The organism is Streptomyces sp. SID8352, from assembly GCF_009862265.1.
In the GTDB taxonomy this organism is placed as follows: domain Bacteria; phylum Actinomycetota; class Actinomycetes; order Streptomycetales; family Streptomycetaceae; genus Streptomyces.
Window position 1 is genome coordinate 19,160 of sequence record NZ_WWGX01000029.1, and the last position, 19,549, is coordinate 38,708.

Below are 19,549 nucleotides of genomic sequence, written 5' to 3' on the forward strand. Positions count from 1 at the left end.
GGACCGGCGGGATACGGGCGGGAGGCGGGTGAGCCGACGAAGGGCCGGGGTGGGCGTCTCCCGTGCACGCCCACCCCTGGGCCGTTCGTCGGCTCCGGCCGCCGTCGCCGCCACGATCGCGGAGGCCGCCGCGGTCGCGTCGGTCACGCCGGTTACGCCGGTTACGCCAGGTACTTGGAGGCCGCCAGGTCACCGTCCATGTACGTGCCGCCGGACTGGCCCACGACGTGGCCGATGCCCCTCAGCGCCTCGTGGATGTCGGCGGCCTCCTTGTCCCAGGCCGCCAGCTTCTGGTCGAAGGTGCTCTGGGCCTTGCCGACCCAGTACTGCTTGCTGTTGCGCACCAACTGCCGCAGGTGCTGGATGTCCTCGTCGAGCTGCCTCGCCTCGTTGGCGATGTTCGTCGCCGCGAAGTCGAGACCGTCGTACGTCACCTGCAGGCCGTCCGCGTTGTGGTTCATCCCGCCTACCTCGTTTCCCTTGTGTATGGGCCGCCGCGCTGGTCGTCGCGCCGGCGTCCGCTCATGCCCGGCCGGTGGTCCACCGGGACGCGCCGTGCCACCGGGGCGCCGGGCAGCGCGCGTGGTGCCCGGCGGTGCCCGGGGCGGCGTTCCCGGTGTGCCGTTCCGAAGTACCGTTCCCGGGGCGTCGTTCCCGGGGCGGTCGTCACATCGAGCTGAACGGTGACGACTGCACCGTGGGTGCCCCCTCGTGGACGTTGATCCTGTTCACTGCGGCGCGGACCTCGTCCTCCTTGGTGTCCTTGATGTTGCGGGTGGCGGTCATCGCGTCGATGACGTCACCGAGGATGCGGCCCATGTTCTGCAGCGACGTGTTGATCTCGTACTGCTTCTTGTCGAAGGCGGCACGGCCGATGCCCTGCCACTGGCCCTCCAGACCGTCGATCACCCCGTGCAGGTTGCGCACCCGCTTGCGGATGCTCTCGAACTTCTCGTACATCTCCTTCTGCAGCTTGACTACCGCGGCGTCTTCGAGTTTCTGGTCGACGGCCATGATCGTCGGCCCTCCCTGTCTCCCGTTTCGATCCAACAGTGCGGTTCCGCGCGGCCCGTGCGGGCTTCACGCGGTGCGGCGCGACCGGCGTACGGCCACGGTGCCGCCGACGAGCACGATCGCGGCGACGGCGGCACCGAGCGCGGTCCAGAGGCCGTTGCCGCCGTCCCCGGCGGAGGAGGCGTTCTGCGCGGGCGCCGCCGTCGGCCCGTCCCCGTCCGCCTCGCCGCCGGCGGCCCGGGGCGGCGAGGACGCCGGTCCGGAGGAGGACGCCGGGGCGGAGGAGGGCGGGATCTCCGTCACCAGCGGCTCCCCCTCCGAGCGGTTCCACTCGGCGAGGGGGTCGGAGTAGGCGGGCCCGGCGTCGTACTCCGGGTCTTCCAGCACCTTGCGGGGGCGGACGGTCCCGTACCCGGCGTACTGGGTCGGGTCGTCCTTCGGCCACTTGCGGCTGGCGGTGTCGATCAGCGCCCGGGTCACCTGGTTGGCGGTCCAGTCGGGGTGGGCGGACCAGATGAGGGCGGCGGAGGCGGAGACGATGGCGGTGGAGGCGCTGGTGCCCATGAGCCCCCGGCAGTAAGCGGTGAAGTCGGGTCGGCAGTAGCCGGGGATGTCCTCCCCCGGGGCCACCAGATCCACGTACTGTCCGCGTGAGGAGAACTTGGAGATCTTGTTGTTCCGGTCCAGGGACGTAACGCCGATCACGTAGGGGTACGCGGCGGGATAGCCGATGTGCGCGTCTCCCTCCCCGTTGTTGCCCACACTCGCGATCAGCAACTTGCCCTTGGACGCGGCATAAGTGATCGCCGCTTCCACGGCCGGATTGATGAACTCGGACCCGAAGGACATGCTGAGGATCTTCGCGTCGGTGTCGGCCGCCGCCTTGATGGCCTCTGCCGACAGCGCCGTCTTCCGCTCCTTCTCTTCTCCCGTGAGATCTTCGAGGTAGACGCGGTAGGGCACGATCTTCGCCCCCGGTGCAAGTCCCCGGACCCCGCCGCCCGCCCCGGTGCCCGCGATCAGTTCGGCCATACTCGTCCCGTGTCCGGTGTAGTCGTCCGTGGCGCCGTAGGCGACGGATTCGGGGACCTCGTCCACGAGCACCTGGCCCTTGAGGGAGTCCGTGTGCGGGTTCACGCCGGAGTCGATGACCGCGACCTTGACGCCCTTCCCCGTGCTGGCCTTCCACATCTGTTCGGCCTGCATGGGCCCCAGGTACCACTGGTCCTGCCGGACATCGAGGGCCGACGCACTCGGAGCGAAGACCACTCCCGCCGCCGTCAACAGGCCGACAGTGGCGCTCACCACGCGTGCGCGGCGCCCGACGCGGACCCCTGGTGCGGAGTTCTTCTCGGCCGACCGGCCGGTCACTGCTCTCATGACGTCGTAGGTCCTCGTTGGGGGTCAGTTGCACGCCGGCGGCACACCGGGCGGCTCGTGGGCGGCCGGGGGACGCTCCTCCTCGTCCCGGCGGGAGGAGGAGCGCGCCCCGCTCTCCCCGCCCCGGGGCTCCCCGGGCCTGTCGCGTCCGGCGGGCCCGCGCACAAGGCCGGTGCCGCCGCGGGTCAGTCCGTTCTGCCGGGCGACGGCGGCGGAGTTGCGCGCGGAGGGGGTCCCGGTGATGGCCCGGGACGATGCCGGGCCTCCTGGAAGCGCTCTGCTCCCGGAGCCGGGGGCCGCCGCGGAGCCCGGAGCCCCGAGCACACCACGCTGCCCCGGACCGCGGTCCCCCCGGGGCCGGGCCGCCTCGGCACCGACGACGGTACCCCGGGACGTCCTCGGCGCGTTTCCGGCCGGCATCCCCGGCCCGCTCACGGGTCGCCCTCCGACCACACCGTTCGTCTGTCCGGCTCCGGTCGTCGCGCCACCGTAGGGCCTCGGCGCGGGCATCCCGCCCGGTCGTGCCGTGCCCCCGGACGCGCCCGGCCCCATGAACGGAGTCCCGGTCGTGGGAGAGATCCCTCTGCCCACGGCCTGTCCGGTCGCGACCGCGCGGCCTGCGGCTTCCCCACCGGTTCCCCGAGCGGGTACCGGACCGGTTGATCCGCCCGCGCCGGACGCCCCCGCGCCTCCCCGCACGGTGAAGGAACCCCCACGTGTCCCGCCCGGTCCTGCTCCGGGGACCGTCGCCGGAGCAGGCAGCGGGACTACGTAACCGCCTCCGGGCACTCCGGTCGGCCCGCCGCTCCCGGTGGGGGCGCTCAGGGGCGGGGCACCGGGGGGCCCAGGAGCATGCGGTGCCGGGACCGACGGGGTGACGACACTGTCGATCGTCGTACCGACCGTGGGCTCCGGGACAGGCGTCGGCCGTGAGGTCTCCGTAGGAGGGCTGAGAACCCCGCCCGAGTCCCAATTCTCTGACGGCCCGCCATCCACGACGACCGGTTGGCGACCGATCGCTCCCAAGGCCGACGACGGATGGCTGACGGTCCCCACAGCCGCTGTCTGCCGGCCGGCGGGGTCAGAGGCCGATGGCTCTCGGTCGTTCCGCCCAGCCGGACCACCAGCAGGTGAGGCCACCGACGCCGCGCCACCCGCCATGAAATCGCGCCCGTCACCCACGGGCTGCGGCACGCCCACCTCCGGCATCGTCGTGAAGCGGGGTGCGTCGAGGGACGACAGGCGTTCCTGCGCCACCGCGTAGTAGGACGACAACCGGTTCATCTGGTTGATCGCCTCCTGACGGTCCTTCTCGACCCGGACCGCGGCGGCGTGGTCCTTGTTCCCGTCGACCCGATCGGCCGCCGGGAGCTGTCCCGGGAGGAGCGCCTTCGCCTCCGGGCGGGTGTCCCGCGGCGGCATGGCCTTGCGCACGGAGGCCAGGCCGACGGCGGCCGCGGTGAGCTGATCGCCCGCCCCGCCCGCGAAGTCGCCCAGCCCGTAGGTGGCGGTGACCAGCGAGCGGCCCCACTTGCGGAAGGCGTCCCCGGACTTCCCGACCCAGTGCACCTTCCCGATGTGGCCGTCCAGTTCCCTGGCGGCCTCCTCGATGGCGTCCCGGGCGTCCCACAACGCCCGGCCTGACGACTCCAGGGCCTCCGGGTCCGTCCGCTCCACCAGATCGATCATGTCGTTGAGCCGGTGGCCCTCGAAGTCGGTGCGCCCCCGCATCGCACGGCCGACGGGAGTCTCGGTGACCGCCGAGCGCACCACCCCCATGAGTGGTCCGCCACCGGGTAACGCCTGCACCCAACGGGTGGTGTCCGTGAGCGAGTTCTGCTGGGTGACCCGGCGCAGGTCCCCCTCGTACCGCTGGCCGGCCATCGTCACAGCCCCCCGGCGATGTCATCGCCCTGGGCGCGCCGCTCGGGGGCGATCTCCACGAGCCGTTCCGTCCGGAGCCGTGTCTGGATCGCCCAGAACCGGCGCCGCTGCTCTTCCTCGAGGTTGTCGAAGCCCACGTGGGCGCCCTGCACGGCGATCTGGATGGCCTCGATCTGGAGGTGCAGCGTCGTGGAGAGCGAGGTGAGCTTCTCGTGCACCCGCTGGTACTCCAGGTAGAGGCCGTACGCCTCCGGAAACGCGCTCGCGGCCCCGCTGTTGAGCGCCGTCGGAGCGATGGTCTGCGCCCCGACGCGCTTCGGATCGCCGGGCGACCCCGCGAGGTCGCGCAGGACCCCGTCCACCCGCTTCACGAAGGTGCCGAGCGCCTCGCCCGCCACCTCCAGATTCGCCGCTCGCGCGGCCGACACGCCCCCGACCATGTCCGCTGGAAGCACTCCGCTCCCTCCCCGCTCCACCCCGTGAATGCCCCGGCCGTGCGCCCCTCCGGCGGCCCGCTCCCCGCTTGCACCCGCAACGCGGGCGTCGCGCACTGTGATCACCACTGTAGTCAACGGGTACAACACGGCCAACCGCGTTGTGCGCCAAATGTGTCGGCTTGCACGAGAGGAGGAGGAGCCCATCGAACACACCTGATCCTTCGTCACATGCCTTGCATCACAACGAGACATGGCCATGGCACGACTTCGCGGACTTCCGTCCGCCTCTTGACCAGGGAACGGGATCTCGCCATCCTCAGCCGTCCCTGCCCCCGTACACCGCACCGGCCGGGTCCGACCGCCCGGGCCACGGACCGTTCCGGCAACACAGTTGCTAACTTTGGGCTGTCGTCCGGACACCGCGGAAGCCCCCCGGTTGGGGGATTCCCGCACACGGGGAGGTCGCCGACCATGGCATGGAACGAGTGGGAAGAGCTCAAGGCGGAGGCGCTCAGCCGTCAGCTGGACTCCCCGCACACGCGGTTGAACACCCTGGACGGCGGCTCCTCGGGCGGCTCCGGCCTCCCGGGCTCCTACGGGGACCTGAAGGTCACCGATGACGACCTCGCCGGCATCGGCGCGGCCGCGTTCGAACTCCACGACGACCTGTGGGACACGGTCCGCGTCAACGTGCCGAGCAGCGAGGCGGCCGCGGCCGACCTGTCCCGGCAGGGCTTCGCCCTGGGCTCGGGGCTCCAGCACGTCGCCGACCGCTGGGAGGAACAGCTCATGTCCCTGGTGGACGCCTGCGCGCAGATCTCCAACCATCTACGGGTCACCAAGAAGCTGCACGACGGGGACGAGGTGTACATCCAGCGCCGGCTCAGCTCCATCGCCGCCCTGGACGCCGGGTTCAACGAGCGGACGGGTCGGCCGGACGGGGAGAAGGCCACGTAACGCACTGCCCGGACCCCGCCCTCTCGTCCGCCGACCGGCTCATCCCCAAGGACACGCCCCATGGATCTCGACACGCTCCGCGACGCGGACTTCAAACTGCTGGACGACGCCGTCAAGGACTGGTCGACGCTCGTCGGCACCCTGGAGGGCCTGCGGAAGGACGCGGCGGGCCGGCTGCGCGGACGGGCCGAGAAGGCCCGGTGGGGCGGGGTGAACGCCAAGGTGTCCAAGGAGTTCATCGGCAAGACCGCCGCCGAGTTCGAGGACGCGCACACCCAGGCCACCACCGTCCACAGGATCCTCAGCGACACCGCCGGCGAGCTGAAGGGCTACCACCGCCAACTCGTCACCGCCCTGGAGGGCGGCCGGAGGAAGGGGCTCAAGGTCGTCGGCCACGAGGGCGGATTCACCGTCTCCTCCGATGCTCCCCCGCAGGAGCGCGGCTCCACGGGCCGGGACGCCGACGCGGGCGCCGTCGCGCTCCGGGACGAGCTCGAGAGGATCCTCAGGGAGGCCACCAAGAGCGACGACTCCGCCAGGGCGGTGCTGCGCGCCCTCGCCGACCAGAGCAAACTGGGCTTCTCCGGTGCGAGTTACGGCGACCGGGACAGCGCGGCGGCCGCCATCGCCAAGGCCGAGGCCCTGGCCGAAGTGGCCCGGAAGAACCCGCGCGACGTGACCACGACGGAGCTGGCCGCGTTCAACGCCACCCTCGCCACGTACCGGAACGACCCCCTCTTCGCCGAGACCTTCGCCAGGAACGTGGGCCCGAAGGGGGCGCTCGTCTTCTGGGCGGGCATCGCCGACCCCTTCCAGGCGGCCTTCGACCCGGCGCGCGGCGAGCAGGCCAAGCAGCTCCAGAAGAACCTGGGCATCACCCTGGGGCAGGCCACGCTCTCGGACAGCGCGGGGATGACGAAGTGGAAGAAGCAGATGATCGCGCTCGGTGATCAGCGGCTGGAGATCGACGACGCGAGCAACCCGACCGGCTTCGCCACGATGAGCAACCTCATGCGTTTCGGCGACTACGACGACCGGTTCCTGAACGACTACGGCACCAAGCTCCTGGCCCATGACAAGCAGGTCACGGGGGACGGATTCAACCTGTGGGTCAGCAATGCCAACCAGTCGGACCTGAACTTCTGGGGCCAGAAGAACGATCGCGGACGTGATCCGGTGACCGGATTCCTCGAAGCCCTGGGTCACAACCCCGACGCCGCGACGGAGTTCTTCGGCACCCCCGACCTGGCGGGCGATCCGGACACCGATGGCTACAAGGTCAATGAGCACCTTACGTATCTCACGCAGGAACGCGACTGGATGTCCGACAGTTCACTCCAGGGCGACAGCAAGGTCGTCGCTGGACGCGACTCGCTTGGTCACGCGCTGGAAGCCGCCACGACCGGGTTCGCCTACGACACGGACATCAAGGACATCATCGCGGCAGGTGGCGGGCAGCGCACTGCCGAGACGGCGGTGGTGATGGAGCAGGTCTCGTACCTGTACGGGGGCGAGAAGGGCCCCGAGATGCTGCACAAGCAGCCCGAGCTGGCCGACAGTCTGGGGAAGATGGCCGGCGCCTACATCGATGACATCGACTACAGCCTGTCCGGCATCGGCGACCACATGCGGGACGAGGAGGCTTTCCCCCCGAAGTACCAGGGGCGCGCCAACTTCACCGAGGCGGGGGCCATCAACTTCCTGAGCGTGCTCGGCCAGAACGAGACCTCTCACGGGGCCGTCACCGCAGCCCAGCACCTCTACACGCTGAGCCTGATGGACGCCAACCCTCCGTCGAGCGAAGCCAACATCGAGCGTGCACACGACGGTCTGATGGTCGGCGCGGAAGCCCGCGGGATCCTCGACCACTCGCGCGTCTCGCAGGCGGAGGCGGACTTCAAGGCGGACTCGGAGGAGGCCAACAAGTCGTTGGGGCGCTCCGCCGACTGGATCAAGGCGGGTACGGGCATCCTCGTCGGAGCGGGTGTGGCGGCACTCCCCGTGCCGGGTTCCACCGCGGTCGGCATCGTCATCGCTCCGATCGCCGCTGACACAGCCGGCGCGGTGATGAACACCTTCATCGGCCACGGAGTCGACACAGCCGTGGACGGCAATGAGAAGAAACCCACTGACCAGACTCAGCTCACCAGGAACAAATTCTACGAGAAGGGAGCAGAAGACTTTGGATCTGCCTGCAATGCCTATGGCTCTGGGGATCCAGAAGCCGAAAAAGCTATCAGAGATAAGGATTGGGTCAAGGAAATCAAGGGCGCTTACTACGGAATCGGCGGACCCGAGAACAAGTATCGAGGCCACGCCCCTCACGAGGACTGAGCATCAGGCATGAATCGACGAATCCTTGCAGCGACCGCACTGCTGGCTCTCACGGCATTTTCCTGCGGAGAGCCCGGGGAAAGAGAGTCCTATTTGACTGCAGCCGAGGTATGCGGTTCCACCCTGGACAAGTGGGCCACCAAATCGCTAGAACATATGGGCGCCACAGAAAAATTCAAAGAAGAATCTGCAGGATCTTCTCGCCCCTATTCTGTAATCACGATTGCCGAGGATCTTCGCAGCGAAGATAACCCTCAGAGTTGCTATGTCACACGCGCAGAGAGCAAGAGCGGCCACCCTCTCGTCCAGGTTGACTTCCTCCCGTCCTCCTTCCGCTTGGACCGGAAGACTGCGACTCATAAAAAAGGAAGGATGTTCTACCCCGTGGGCCTGTATGCGCATACCGCAGACGTCACCGGCGCAACAATATACTTTAAATGCTCAACATTGAATAGAAAGACTAAGACTCCCTATATTGAGGCACGACTCTTCAGTGCCGCCAATGAAATCTCAAGCAAGACGACCCCGGACGATCTCATGATCATCCTCAACTCCATGTCTCGCGCCGTGGCCAATCATTTGGGATGTGCAACTGAAGCCCAGTTGCCTAGTGAGGTACCTCCGGGGGAGAAGAACGGACAGTAGTGACGGAACGTGCGAGCGCAAGTCGTCGCTGCGGCTAAATAGATCCATCGCCCCCCTCCGGGGGAACCCACTGATACCTCTGGCCCTTTAGTGCCCTAGATCCGACAGGCATCCCGAAGACAAAGCGCTAGAGGTCAGTGGATCTCCTGACGATTACGCTCGCCTCTATGACACCCTGCAACAGCTCGGCAATCCGCCTCTCTGAAAGCAGCAGAGGCGTGAGGGTCCACCCTTGGCGACCCCGGCAGCAAAAGCACTGGAATGAATGGGGAGCACCACTGATTCGAATAGGCCTTTCGTGATGGACCCGACCAGCTTTCCCGCGCACCTGTCTTCCGAGACCTTCGCGACGATACTGATCCAAGCATCTGCTCCGTGGTACGTGCGGAGAGCTCACGTGGGCATCCGCTGATCCAAGTGGAGTTCTTCTCCCCCGCCACTTACCAGGCCCCGGAAATGCCCAGAAACCGGCCGGTAGCGCCCGGGCGACGTGGTCAGCGCTCGTCGCGGCGGCGGGCGTCCCGGGTGGCCACCGCGGTGCCGGCCAGGGCGGTCACCAGGACGAGGCCGCCCACGACCGCGTACGTGCCCACGCGGGCGTCGCGGGCCTCCGGTGACTCGCCGAGGCGGACCGGGGGCACGGAGGGCGCGCGGGCCGGAAGCAGGCCCTGTTCGTCGGGTGCCGGGGACCCGTCGGGGTGGGCGGGGTCCACGTCCGTCAGGGCCCTGACGGGGTCGACGACGCCCCAGCCGACGAGGCGGTCGTGGCCGGGGACGGACCGCTCGGCCGTCCGCTCGATCCGGGCGACGATCCGCGCGGGGCTCCACCGGGGGTACTTGGCCTTCAGCAGGGCCGCCACCCCGGCGACGTACGGGGCGGAGAAGCTGGTGCCGTTGTCGGAGCAGTGGCCGCCGCCGGGCACGGTGGAGACGATGTCGACCCCGGGTGCCGCCACGCCGACGAACTCGCCGGACTGGGAGAACGGTGCCCGTTCGTTGTTGCGGTCGGAGGAGGCCACGGCGAGGACACCGTCGTAGGAGGCCGGGTAGGTGGTGCCGACCTTGCCGCCGAGGCCGTCGTTGCCCGCCGAGGCGACCACCACGGCGCCCCGGGCCAGGGCGTGGTCGACGGCCTCCTTCAACTCCGGCTCGGGCTCGACCGCGTCGGCGGTGTCCTGGGAGATGTTGATGACACCCGCGCCCACGTCGGCGGCGTAGCGGACGGCCGCGGCGAGGGTGGCGGCGGTGCCGTTGCCCTCCGCGTCGTTCTGCTTGACGGGGATGATCGTCGCGCCGGGGGCCAGGCCCACGAAGCCGGTTCCCCGCGCGGGGCGGGCCGCGATGATGCCGGCGACCTTGGTGCCGTGGCCGACCGTGTCGGTGGTGCCCCGGGGGTCGCCGCGGTCGTCCGGACCGCCGTCGGCGTTCTTGGCGCGGAGGTAGTTCCGGCCGCTGGACGCGTCGACGGCACCCGCGAGTTGGGGGTGGCGGGCGTCGACGCCGGTGTCGATGACGGCGACCTTCACGCCCTCGCCGGTGGACTGCTCCCACAGCTCGTCCAGGTTGACGCGCTGGAGCGACCAGGGGCGGCCCTCGTAGTCCCGCCCGGGGAAGGTGCACCGGCCGCCGTCGTCCGCGCGGACCGGGGGCGCGGTCCAGCCGAGGGCGGTGGCGGTGAGGGCCGTCGCCGCGAGCACGACGGCCGGGGCGCGCACGGCCGCGCGCGGGGACCGCCGGGCGGGGCGGTCCCGTGGCACGGCGGGACCCGCCGCGTCGGCCGTCGCCATCAGGACCCCTGCGGCTGCCGGGCCGCCGCCTCGGACAGGCGCGGGCCGGTGGGCAGGAAGGTGGACCACTGGACGGGTACGGGGGACGGGGCCACCTTCTCGTAGCCGAGGCGGACCTGTGCGGTCCTGGCCTCGTCGAGGCGGCGTTCGCGCTCCTCGCCGGAGACGCCGATGCCCCGGTCGTCCACGGCGTTGTCGTTGTTGGCCTGGAGGGCGTAGCGCAGGCCGGTGTCGGTGACGAGGAACACCGCGCCCGCCCCTGTCTCGGTGTTCTGGAACTGCCGGTAGAGCTGTCCGGTGCCGGGGGTGACGTAGGCGCTGGAGGAGCCGGTGGGCAGCGGGGCGGGGTAGCCGGCGCCGGCCCAGGTGGAGAGGGTGGTGGCGCCGGTGCCGCCGTCGACCTCGCGGAGGACGGCGCAGACGGTGGTGCGGCCGTCGGCGGCGGAGGTGTCGTTGACCGTCCGGGGACGGTGGGAGGGCCAGGTGCGCTGTCCCCGGAAGGCGGTGCTGTCGGCGACGGCGCCGGGGCTGACCTGCCGCGCCTCGCCGGCCTGTCCGACGTCCACGAGGGCGCGGCTGTTGAGCAGCAGGGTGGCGGTGAACTCCGAGACGCGGGCCACCTCGCCCCTGAGGACGACGTAGTACTGCATGCGCTGTCCGTCGTAGGCCTTGATGACCATGCCGATCCGGTCGTGGGGCCCGAGTCCGGCCGAGGCTCCGGCGGGGGCGCCGGGGGTGCCCGGGACGCGGGGGATGGCGACCGGGTCGCCCCGGTGGAGGGTGTCGAGCCATTCCTGCGAGACGCGTTGCGGGGCGCGGCCCTGGGTGTCCAGGGCCTTGAGGAGTTCGGGGTCGGCGGGGTCGGCCAGCGGATAGGCGTAGCCGCGGGAGTCGACGATGTAGCGGCTGCGGCCGTCCGGGCCGACGACGTGCATCAGGTCGCCCCGGGTGAGCCGGCCGCGGCCCTCGGTGCGGGGCCATTCGCGCTCGGCGAGGACGAAGGCGGCCTTCTGGACGGCCCGGCCGCCGGGGCCGGGGCGCTCGCAGACGGCCCAGCGCGCGGCCCGCCCCGCCTCGTCGGGGGACGGCAGCCGGTCGGGGGCGTAGGGGATGCCGATGGTGGCGCCGTGCGGGAGGTCCCCGCTGTCCAGGACGTCCTCGTCGACGGTGATGACGTCGGTCCGGTCCGGGGACAGGAGGAGCCGGGCGGACGCCATGTTGAGGACCGGGTGCAGTTGTCTGCGGCCGTCCGTCCTCAGCACGACGTACCGGGTGGTGGAGTCGCCGGCGACGATGACGTGCGCGCCGGGTTCGTCCCAGCCCTTGGGCGCGGTGGGGCTGAACAGGCCGATGGCGCCGAAGACGGCCAGGACGACGACGCCGACGACGGCCCCGGGGACGATGGCGCGGAGGGGCTTGGGGGCGTCCTCCTCGGAGCCGGTCGGGGACGGCTGGAGGAAGGACGCGAGCAGGCGGCGTTTGGCGAAGGTGTGGGCGTTCAGTTCGTCGCGCCGTGATGCCATCTGTCCGCGGTCCTCCCCCGTACGAAGCCGTGCCGGGCCCGTGGCGTGCCGTCGGCGGGCGGCGGCGGTGCCCTGCCGCGCGCGGCCGCGCAACCCCGGCTGCCGGGCCGGTCCCTACTATGCCCGTCGCGTGCGGGTCCGTGTGCGGCGGGTAGGGTGTCCGGCGTCCTGATGCGCGGTCAGTTCCGTGCCCTTCCGCGAGAGTTCGGGGGTCCGATCGATGGCGTCCACGCCGCGGAGCCCGGTGCGCACACCGTCGACGGCGCGCCGGACCGGGCCGTCCCCGGCCGGTGGCGGCGCGGTGGATCCGGGCGGGCCCGCCTCCCCCCGCCGTGGGGCGGGCGGGTCCGCCTCCCCCCGTCGGGGGAGGACGCGCGGTGGCCGGGGCGGCTCGCCGGGGCTCCAGCGGCTGCTGCTCCTGGAGTCGGCGGCGGCGGTCCTGGTGTGCGCGTGGCCGGGCGGTCCCGCGGTGTTCGGGGCGGCGGCCGCGGTCGCGGCCGTCCTCCTGCTGCTGGCCGTCGTACGGCTGCGGGGGCGTTCGCTGCCCGAGTGGCTGCGCGGCCGGCTGGCCCTGCGTGCCCGGCTGCGCCGGGTCCCGGACGCACCGCTGCCGCCGGACGTCGACCCCGCGCTGGCCCCGGCCGTGGAGTGCGATCCGGCGTTGCGGACGTACCGGTACCGCCGGGACGACGAGCGGCGGCCGGTGGGCATGGTGGGCGACGGGAGCTTCCTCACGGCGGTCCTGCGGGTGGAGTCGGGGGCGGTCGCGCCCCGGGGCGGGCAGGGCCGTGTGCCGCTCCCCCTGGCCCTGGTGCGGGACGCGCTGGAGGTGGACGACGTCCGCCTGGAGTCGGCGCAGGTGGTCCTGCACACCCAGCCCGCGCCCGCCCCGCACCTGCCCCGGGAGTCGGTCGTGGTGACCAACTACGCCCAGCTCCAGGGGGACGCGGCGGTGCCCGCGGTCCGCATCGTGTGGATCGCCCTGAAGCTCTCCCCGGAGCTGTGCCCGGAGGCGGTGGCCGCCCGGGGCGGAGGGCTGACCGGGGCGCAGAAGTGCCTGCTGCGCGCCGCCGATCACCTCTCCAGCCGGCTGGCGGGGGCCGGGTTCCGGGCCGGTGTGCTCACGGAGGAGGAGCTGGCGGCGGCGATCGCCACGTCGGCGTGCGCCAACCCACTGGTGACCTCCGGCTCCGGCCCGGACGGCGCCGGAGCCCCGCGCAGGACCGCCGAGTCCGGCCGCAGTTGGCGGTGCGACGACCGGCGCCACACGACGTACTGGATACGCCGCTGGCCCCGGCTCGGCGGAGCGGAGGACGGACTGCCGGAGCTGGTCGCCCGGTTGACGTCGGTCCCGGCCCTGGCGACCACCTTCAGCCTGGCCCTGGCCCCGGCGGGCGCCCGCGAGGTGGCGCTCACCGGGCACCTCCGGGTCACCGGGCGCAGTGGCACCGAACTAACCGCCGCGCGGCGGGCGTTGGAGCGGGTCGCGCGCGAGGCCCGGATCGGGGTCGTCCGCCTCGACCGGGATCAGCTGCCCGGTGTGCTCGCCACCCTTCCCCTCGGAGGAGCCCGCTGATGGCCGTGACCGCGTCGCCGGCGCCCGGCGGCCCCGAGGGGCCCCGGCCGTCCGGCTCCGGACTCCTGCGGCGGCTGCGCGCCCGGGCGGGCCCGCCGGGTCCCCGGCATCCGCGCCATCTGCTGCCCCTGTCCCAACTGGACGCGCTGGCCGTCCCGGTGGGTGACGACGGGGTGGTGGTGGGTGTCGGCTCCGACGAGCGGCCCGCGGTGCTCGGGGTGCACCGTCCGGCGCCGTTCGACATCCTGTTCATCGGCGGCCTGTGGACGGCCCAGGTGCTGGCGCTGCGTGTGGCGGCGACGGGCTCCCGGGTCGCGGTGGAGACGGGCAGACCGGAGCACTGGGCCCAGGTCGTGCGGGCCGTCGGCGGCGGACAGTCCGGCATGACCGTGCACGACGTGGGGCGGGTGCCTCCGCAGGGGGCGTCGGCGATGAGCCCGGTGCTGGTGGTCCGCGACTGCGGAATGCGTCCGCCGCGCGGCCGGGTGACGGCGGCGCCCTGGCAGTCGGTGCTCACCGTGCTGCCCTATCTGAGCCCGGTGGCACCCCGGTTGATGCGCCAGGCGCGTCTGACGGGGGTGCAGCGGGTCTCCCCCGACGAGGCGGCGCGGATCGGCCGCGAGGCACGGCTGCCCCGGGACGAGTACGAGGCCCTGCCCACCCTCGCCGACGGGGTCACGCTGTGGTGCGCCGGCCGCGAGCGGCGGTACGTGATGACGCGGCCCACGGACGCCGAGGCCGGGCTGCTGGGCGCACCGCGCCGGATGGACTGACCGGGGCGCTCCGGCCGGGCGGGGACGGTCCGACCGCTCCGGGCTCCCGGCCGGACGGACCCGCGGCCCGGCAGGCGGCGTCCGGAGCCGCGAACGGGGTATGTTCCGGGCGCGGTTGGTCCCGTGCGGGGCCGGCCGGTGGCCGCCGGGGCTGCCGGGTCGGCGCCGCGGGTGATTAGGCTGGGTCCCGGCGCGGCGCGACGCCCGGGAACGGCGTCGGCGTCCCGGGGACCGGCGGGACCGGACGCCCCCGAACGGCCTCGGACAACTGCGGATGACGAGCAAGGGTCGCCCCCGGTACGGCAGTCGGATGCGCGACCACACCAGGAGGAACTGTGAGCAGCGACCGGGACGGGACGCGCGGGGGCTGGGCGACGCCCGGCGACGACCAGCCCGAGGCGGAGTCCGCGATCGAGGCGACGGGCGAGTTCACCATCGACTACGCGCCACCGGCCTGGTACACGCAGAACGCGACCGGCACGACGCCGCCGTCCGTACCGTCCGTGCCGCCGGGGCCCGTCGTACCGGGGGCCGGTGCTCCGGGGGCCGTCCCGTCCGGGCCCGTACCTCCGGAGCCCGGTGCTCCGGGGGCTGTTGCCCCGGGGCCCGCTCCGTCGGGAGCCTTCGATCCTCGCGCGACGGGCGGGGCCGCTCCGGGGCCTGCTGACCCGGCACCGGCCGTTCCACCCCCCTTCCCCGGCACTGCCGTCACGCCTCCCCCGCCGCCGTCCGCGCCTCCGGTGACCGGGGCCGCGGGGGTGCCGGGCCTGCCCGTGGGCAGCGGGTTCGAGCCCCAGGGAGCGGAGCCGGGGTTCGGGTCCGGCGCCGGTGAACCGGAGAGCGGGGCGACCGTCCGGTTCTCCGCCGCCGCCCTGAGGGGGGAGTTGACGGAGACCGTCGCCCCGGCCGGGGCGCACCCGGGGGCGGCCGACGGTCCGGGGCGGCCGCCGGCCGGGGAACCGGGGGGTGCGGGCGCGGCTTCCCACACGGACACGGACTCGGGTTCGGAAGCGGGTTGGGGTTCGGACGCGGGCACGACCGCGGGCGGGGCGGGCGCGGGCGGGGCGGGCGCGCCCGGCGCCGGGGTGTCGGCCGGGGAGGCCGGGACCGCCTCGGTGACCGCGCCCCCCGGTGGGCCGGAGGCCGCCGGTGTGACCGGTGCCGACGGGGCGGCCGGGTCTCGCGGAGCCATCGGAGACGCGGCGCCGGACGGGCCTCCCGGTGCCGTCGGAGACGCGGCATCGGCGGCGGAGACAGCGAACCGCAACGACGAGGGCGGGGGCACGCGGTCCGGACTCCGGGTGCCCGCCGGTCCGGGCGACAGGGCGGAGGGCGAGGTCGGTACGGGCGCGGTCGGTACGGGCGAGGTCGGCTTCGGCACCACGGGCACCACGGGCACCACGGGCACCACGGGCACCACGGGCACCACGGGCACCAGCACGGTCAACACCGCAGGCACCGTCCCCGCAGGCATTGCGGGCACCGTGGGCACCGCAGGCACCGGCGCGGTCGGCGGCGCCTCCGGTTCCGGGTCGCCGGACGGTGAGCCTTCCGCCCCCGACGGCGACACCGGCACGGAAACGGGCTCGGGCCCCGGCCCCACCCCCGGCCTCGGCGTCGCCCCGGAGGCCGGCACCGGCCCCGGTTCCGACACCGGCCCGGGCTCCCCCACCGGAACGGCCACCGTGGCCCGCCCCGACCCGGCCGGCAGTCCTGACGGCGGTTCCGTCCCGGAGGGCACCACATCCGCGCCCGCTCCGGACACCGGCACAGGCACCGTCACCGTCCAGGGCACAGACCCCGGCACCGGCGCGGACACCACCGGCACAGACGCCGACGCGGCCTCCGACACCGTTATCGGCGTCCCCGGGAGCACCTCCCACGCGGAGGCCGAGGCGGCACCGGGAACCTCGCACCGGGGCTCGCCCCCGGGCACTCCGCCCTCTGCCGGCCCCCCTCCCGTCGGCGCCGCCGCCGACACCTCCGCCGGCACCGCCTCCGGCGACGTCCCGCCCGGCAACGTCCCGCCCGGTGGCGCTCCGTCCCGGAACGCCTCGTCCCCGGGCGCGCCTCCCCAGGTCAGCGCTGCTCACGGCACCCCGCCCGAGGCCGCCGCACAGCAGGTCGTGGCCCCGGCAACCCCGCCCGAGGCCGCCGCACCGCAGGTCGTGGCCCCGGCACCGCCGCCGGTCGCCCCCTCCTCGGCGGACCAGTGGCCGCACAGTCCGTCGGCGCCGGCCCCCGCGCCGGAGGAGCGGGCGGTGCCGCAGCCCCCGTCCCCTTACGGGTTGCCGTCCCCGTACCAGCCGCAGGCCCCCCAGCCGGCGCCGGCCGCGTGGGACCCCGCGCCCGCCGTGCCGCGCCCGCCGACGGCGCCCCCCGCCGGATACGGCTTCCCGCCCCCGGCCGGGTACGGCTTCCCGCCCCAGGACTCCGCGCCCCCGGAGGCACCCCCATGGACCGCCCCCGTGCCGGGCGTGCCGCAGCCGCCCGCGCAGCCCGCCGGCCACGGCTTCCCGCCGCCCCCGGTGCCGCACGGGTTCGCCCCGCAGGCCGCCCGGCCGCCCCACGCCGCAGAGCCGTCACAGGCCCCCTACGTCCCCCCGCAGTCCCCGGAGCACCAGCAGCAGACCCACCAGCCCCCGGCCGCGACCCCGGAGGCACAGGCACAGCAGGTTCCTCCGGCACAGCAGCCTGCCCCTCAGGTCCCCCACCCGGCCCAGCCGCCGGTGGATCCCCGGCTCGGGTCCGTCTGGCCGCAGCCCATGCGGCACGACCAGCGGCAGCCCACCAACCCGGGTGCCGCGCCCCTGGGTTACACCGCGGCCGTCGAGCTGTCGTCGGACCGGCTGCTCAACACCAGGCGGCAGAGGCCCAAGAGCACGCGTCCCGTCGGCGGTTCGCGCTTCAAGCTGGGCGGCCGGAAGGAGGAGGCCGAGCGGCAGCGGAAGTTGCAGCTCATCCGCACTCCCGTGCTGTCCTGCTACCGCATCGCGGTCATCAGCCTCAAGGGCGGCGTCGGCAAGACGACCACGACCACCGCCCTCGGCTCCACGCTCGCCAGCGAGCGGCAGGACAAGATCCTGGCCATCGACGCCAATCCGGACGCGGGCACGCTGGGCCGCCGGGTGCGCCGCGAGACCGGGGCCACCATCCGGGACCTCGTCCAGGCGATCCCGTACCTCAACTCGTACATGGACATCCGGCGGTTCACCTCGCAGGCGCCGTCCGGCCTGGAGATCATCGCCAACGACGTCGACCCCGCCGTGTCCACCGCCTTCAACGACGAGGACTACCGACGCGCCATCGACGTGCTGGGCAAGCAGTACCCCGTCATCCTGACCGACTCGGGCACCGGACTGCTCTACAGCGCCATGCGCGGCGTGCTCGACCTGGCCGACCAGCTGATCATCATCTCGACGCCCTCGGTGGACGGGGCCAGCAGCGCCAGCACGACGCTGGACTGGCTGTCCGCGCACGGGTACGCCGACCTCGTCTCCCGGTCCCTGACCGTGATCTCGGGGGTCCGCGAGACCGGCAAGATGATCAAGGTGGACGACATCGTGGCGCACTTCCGGACGCGGTGCCGGGGGGTCGTGGTGGTGCCGTTCGACGAGCACCTGGCGGCCGGTGCCGAGGTCGACCTCGACATGATGCGGCCGAAGGTCAGGGAGGCGTACTTCACCCTCGCGGCCATGGTCGCGGAGGACTTCGTGCGGCACCAGCAGTCGCACGGCCTCTGGACCTCCGACGGCAACCCGCCCCCGGTGGCCGCCCCGCCACTGCCCGGGCAGCAGGTCCCCGGCGCCCCGGCCCAGCCGGGCGTTCCCGGCCCGTACCCGCGGCAGCAGGCCCAGCAGCAGCCCGGGGAGCCGTATCCGCGGCCGGGCGGGCCGTACGCCCCCCAGCAGCAGGCCGGGCCATCCCACCCCCAGCAGGAGAGCGGGCAGCCGTATCCGGGACCGCCCCTCCCGGGCCAGGCACCGCCCCCGCCGGGCCGGTAGCGGCACCAGTGGCGGCAGAACGAAGGGCGGCCGGTGCACCGCGCACCGGCCGCCCTCGGATGTCCCACGCACCGCCTCTCGCGGTGCCCGCGCCGCGCACCCGCCGAAACCGCGGCCGGTAGCCGTACGCCCCCGGCGGGGCCCCGTGGCCCGGGACCGGGCGCGATCACCGGGCGCCCGTAGCCGACCGGGCGGTGGGGTGGGCGCGAGAGGCCCTAGGTGGGCGGCGCTTCGGCGACGGCGAGCAGCTCGCGGCAGCGCGCCACGTCGGCGGCCATCTGCTCCAGCAGTGCCTCCAGCGTGTCGAACCGGGCCTGCCCCCGGACGAAGGCCAGGAAGTCGACGGCGACGTGCAGCCCGTACAGATCGAGGCCGACGCGGTCGATGGCGTACGCCTCCACCGTGCGCTCGGTGCCGTCGAACTGCGGGTTGGTGCCGACGGAGATCGCCGCCGGCATCACCTCGTCCTGGGCGTGCAGCCACCCGGCGTAGACGCCGTCGGCCGGGATGGCGGTGTGCGGCAGGGTCTCCAGGTTGGCCGTGGGGAAGCCCAGCTCGCGCCCGCGCTGGGCGCCCCGTACGACGATGCCCTCGACGCGGTGCGGGCGGCCCAGGATCTCGGCGGCGCCCCGCACGTCGCCCTCGGCGACCAGGCGGCGGGTGAGGGTCGAGGAGAACGGCTCGCCGCCGCCCGCCTCGCCGGACACGTACAGGTCGATGACCTCGACCTCGAAGTCGTAGACCTTGCCCTGTTCGGCGAGGAAGTCCACGTTCCCGGTGGCGCGGTGGCCGAAGCGGAAGTTGGGGCCCTCGACGACGGCCTTGGCGTGCAGCCGGTCGACCAGCACCTTGACCACGAAGTCGGCCGGCGACAGCTTCGAGAACTCCGGGGTGAAGGGCAGGATCAGCAGCGCGTCCACGCCCAGCCCCGCCACGAGTTCCGCGCGGCGGTGGTGCGGGGCGAGCAGCGGCGGGTGGCTGCCGGGCCGGACGACCTCGCTGGGGTGCGGGTCGAAGGTGACGACGACGGCGGGGACGCCCAGTTCCCGGGCGCGGTCCACCGCGTGCTCGATGATGAGCTGATGCCCCCGGTGGACACCGTCGTAGGAGCCGATGGTGACGACGCTGCGTCCCCAGTCCTCGGGGATGTCCTCCAAGCCACGCCAGCGTTGCACTGTGTCTGCTCCTTGTCGCAAACTCGTCGAAGTCGAAGCCTCTTACGCGACTCTAAGGGT

13 protein-coding genes and 1 pseudogene are annotated in these 19,549 nt (G+C 73.1%); 7 read left to right on the forward strand and 7 right to left on the reverse strand.

From position 1 onward, the window contains the following. Positions 1-161 precede the first annotated feature (161 nt). From GTY84_RS09250 to GTY84_RS09265, 4 genes are all read right to left on the reverse strand, one after another. On the reverse strand, positions 162-461 hold the full coding sequence (locus GTY84_RS09250; RefSeq protein WP_161225666.1) for a WXG100 family type VII secretion target: 300 nt from the start codon (positions 459-461) through the stop codon (positions 162-164). Positions 462-666: 205 nt separating this feature from the next. Next, positions 667-1,014 carry a WXG100 family type VII secretion target gene (locus GTY84_RS09255; protein ID WP_161225667.1) on the reverse strand — a complete coding sequence of 116 codons (348 nt, stop codon included), beginning with the start codon at positions 1,012-1,014 and terminating at the stop codon, positions 667-669. Between the two features lie 66 nt (positions 1,015-1,080). Continuing rightward, complete coding sequence (locus GTY84_RS09260; RefSeq protein ID WP_161225668.1) at positions 1,081-2,394, reverse strand: S8 family serine peptidase; 1,314 nt, start codon at positions 2,392-2,394, stop codon at positions 1,081-1,083. Between the two features lie 1,886 nt (positions 2,395-4,280). Continuing rightward, complete coding sequence (locus GTY84_RS09265) at positions 4,281-4,733, reverse strand: hypothetical protein (protein WP_345943379.1); 453 nt, start codon at positions 4,731-4,733, stop codon at positions 4,281-4,283. Positions 4,734-5,186: 453 nt separating this feature from the next. Here GTY84_RS09265 and GTY84_RS09270 point away from each other — a divergent pair, with 453 nt between their 5' ends. From GTY84_RS09270 to GTY84_RS09280, 3 genes are read left to right on the forward strand one after another with little or no spacing between them, the layout of a single operon-like run. Then, entirely contained in the window at positions 5,187-5,672 is a 486-nt protein-coding gene (locus GTY84_RS09270; RefSeq protein WP_161225669.1) for a hypothetical protein, read from the forward strand. A 60-nt stretch (positions 5,673-5,732) separates the two neighbouring features. Then, positions 5,733-8,006 carry a hypothetical protein gene (locus GTY84_RS09275; protein ID WP_161225670.1) on the forward strand — a complete coding sequence of 758 codons (2,274 nt, stop codon included), beginning with the start codon at positions 5,733-5,735 and terminating at the stop codon, positions 8,004-8,006. Between the two features lie 9 nt (positions 8,007-8,015). Next, positions 8,016-8,651 carry a hypothetical protein gene (locus GTY84_RS09280; RefSeq protein ID WP_161225671.1) on the forward strand — a complete coding sequence of 212 codons (636 nt, stop codon included), beginning with the start codon at positions 8,016-8,018 and terminating at the stop codon, positions 8,649-8,651. Between the two features lie 494 nt (positions 8,652-9,145). Here GTY84_RS09280 and mycP read toward each other — a convergent pair whose 3' ends face one another. Continuing rightward, positions 9,146-10,438 (reverse strand): type VII secretion-associated serine protease mycosin, encoded by a 1,293-nt coding sequence (gene mycP, locus GTY84_RS09285; RefSeq protein WP_161225672.1) that lies wholly within the window; start codon positions 10,436-10,438, stop codon positions 9,146-9,148. Beyond that, positions 10,438-11,961: a type VII secretion protein EccB gene (eccB, locus tag GTY84_RS09290; protein ID WP_161225673.1), complete on the reverse strand. Its 1,524-nt coding sequence runs from the start codon at positions 11,959-11,961 to the stop codon at positions 10,438-10,440. Before eccB ends, mycP begins: the two co-directional genes overlap by 1 nt. Before the next feature lie 220 nt (positions 11,962-12,181). Here eccB and eccE point away from each other — a divergent pair, with 220 nt between their 5' ends. From eccE to GTY84_RS09305, 4 genes and pseudogenes are all read left to right on the forward strand, one after another. Further along, on the forward strand, positions 12,182-13,537 hold the full coding sequence (gene eccE, locus GTY84_RS09295; RefSeq protein WP_202550224.1) for a type VII secretion protein EccE: 1,356 nt from the start codon (positions 12,182-12,184) through the stop codon (positions 13,535-13,537). Next, complete coding sequence (locus GTY84_RS09300) at positions 13,537-14,310, forward strand: hypothetical protein (protein ID WP_161225674.1); 774 nt, start codon at positions 13,537-13,539, stop codon at positions 14,308-14,310. The genes eccE and GTY84_RS09300 overlap by 1 nt, the downstream gene beginning before the upstream one ends. 335 nt (positions 14,311-14,645) lie before the next feature. Next, positions 14,646-14,774, forward strand: a pseudogene (locus GTY84_RS34555) (SCO5717 family growth-regulating ATPase); the annotation flags it as partial. Positions 14,775-15,611: 837 nt separating this feature from the next. Further along, a complete protein-coding gene (locus GTY84_RS09305) occupies positions 15,612-18,314 on the forward strand; it encodes an AAA family ATPase (RefSeq protein ID WP_345943381.1) in 2,703 nt (900 codons plus the stop codon). Between the two features lie 215 nt (positions 18,315-18,529). Here GTY84_RS09305 and GTY84_RS09310 read toward each other — a convergent pair whose 3' ends face one another. Continuing rightward, a complete protein-coding gene (locus GTY84_RS09310; RefSeq protein WP_161225675.1) occupies positions 18,530-19,489 on the reverse strand; it encodes a bifunctional riboflavin kinase/FAD synthetase in 960 nt (319 codons plus the stop codon). Positions 19,490-19,549 lie beyond the last annotated feature (60 nt).

Excerpts from the sequence above, each read along its gene's own strand:
- GTY84_RS09270 (WP_161225669.1), top strand. The coding sequence starts at position 5,187 with ATGGCATGGAACGAGTGGGAAGAGCTCAAGGCGGAGGCGCTCAGCCGT.
- eccB (WP_161225673.1), bottom strand. The coding sequence starts at position 11,961 with ATGGCATCACGGCGCGACGAACTGAACGCCCACACCTTCGCCAAACGC.
- GTY84_RS09250 (WP_161225666.1), bottom strand. The coding sequence starts at position 461 with ATGAACCACAACGCGGACGGCCTGCAGGTGACGTACGACGGTCTCGAC.
- GTY84_RS09275 (WP_161225670.1), top strand. The coding sequence starts at position 5,733 with ATGGATCTCGACACGCTCCGCGACGCGGACTTCAAACTGCTGGACGAC.
- mycP (WP_161225672.1), bottom strand. The coding sequence starts at position 10,438 with ATGGCGACGGCCGACGCGGCGGGTCCCGCCGTGCCACGGGACCGCCCC.
- eccE (WP_202550224.1), top strand. The coding sequence starts at position 12,182 with ATGGCGTCCACGCCGCGGAGCCCGGTGCGCACACCGTCGACGGCGCGC.
- GTY84_RS09300 (WP_161225674.1), top strand. The coding sequence starts at position 13,537 with ATGGCCGTGACCGCGTCGCCGGCGCCCGGCGGCCCCGAGGGGCCCCGG.
- GTY84_RS09280 (WP_161225671.1), top strand. The coding sequence starts at position 8,016 with ATGAATCGACGAATCCTTGCAGCGACCGCACTGCTGGCTCTCACGGCA.
- GTY84_RS09255 (WP_161225667.1), bottom strand. The coding sequence starts at position 1,014 with ATGGCCGTCGACCAGAAACTCGAAGACGCCGCGGTAGTCAAGCTGCAG.
- GTY84_RS09260 (WP_161225668.1), bottom strand. The coding sequence starts at position 2,394 with ATGAGAGCAGTGACCGGCCGGTCGGCCGAGAAGAACTCCGCACCAGGG.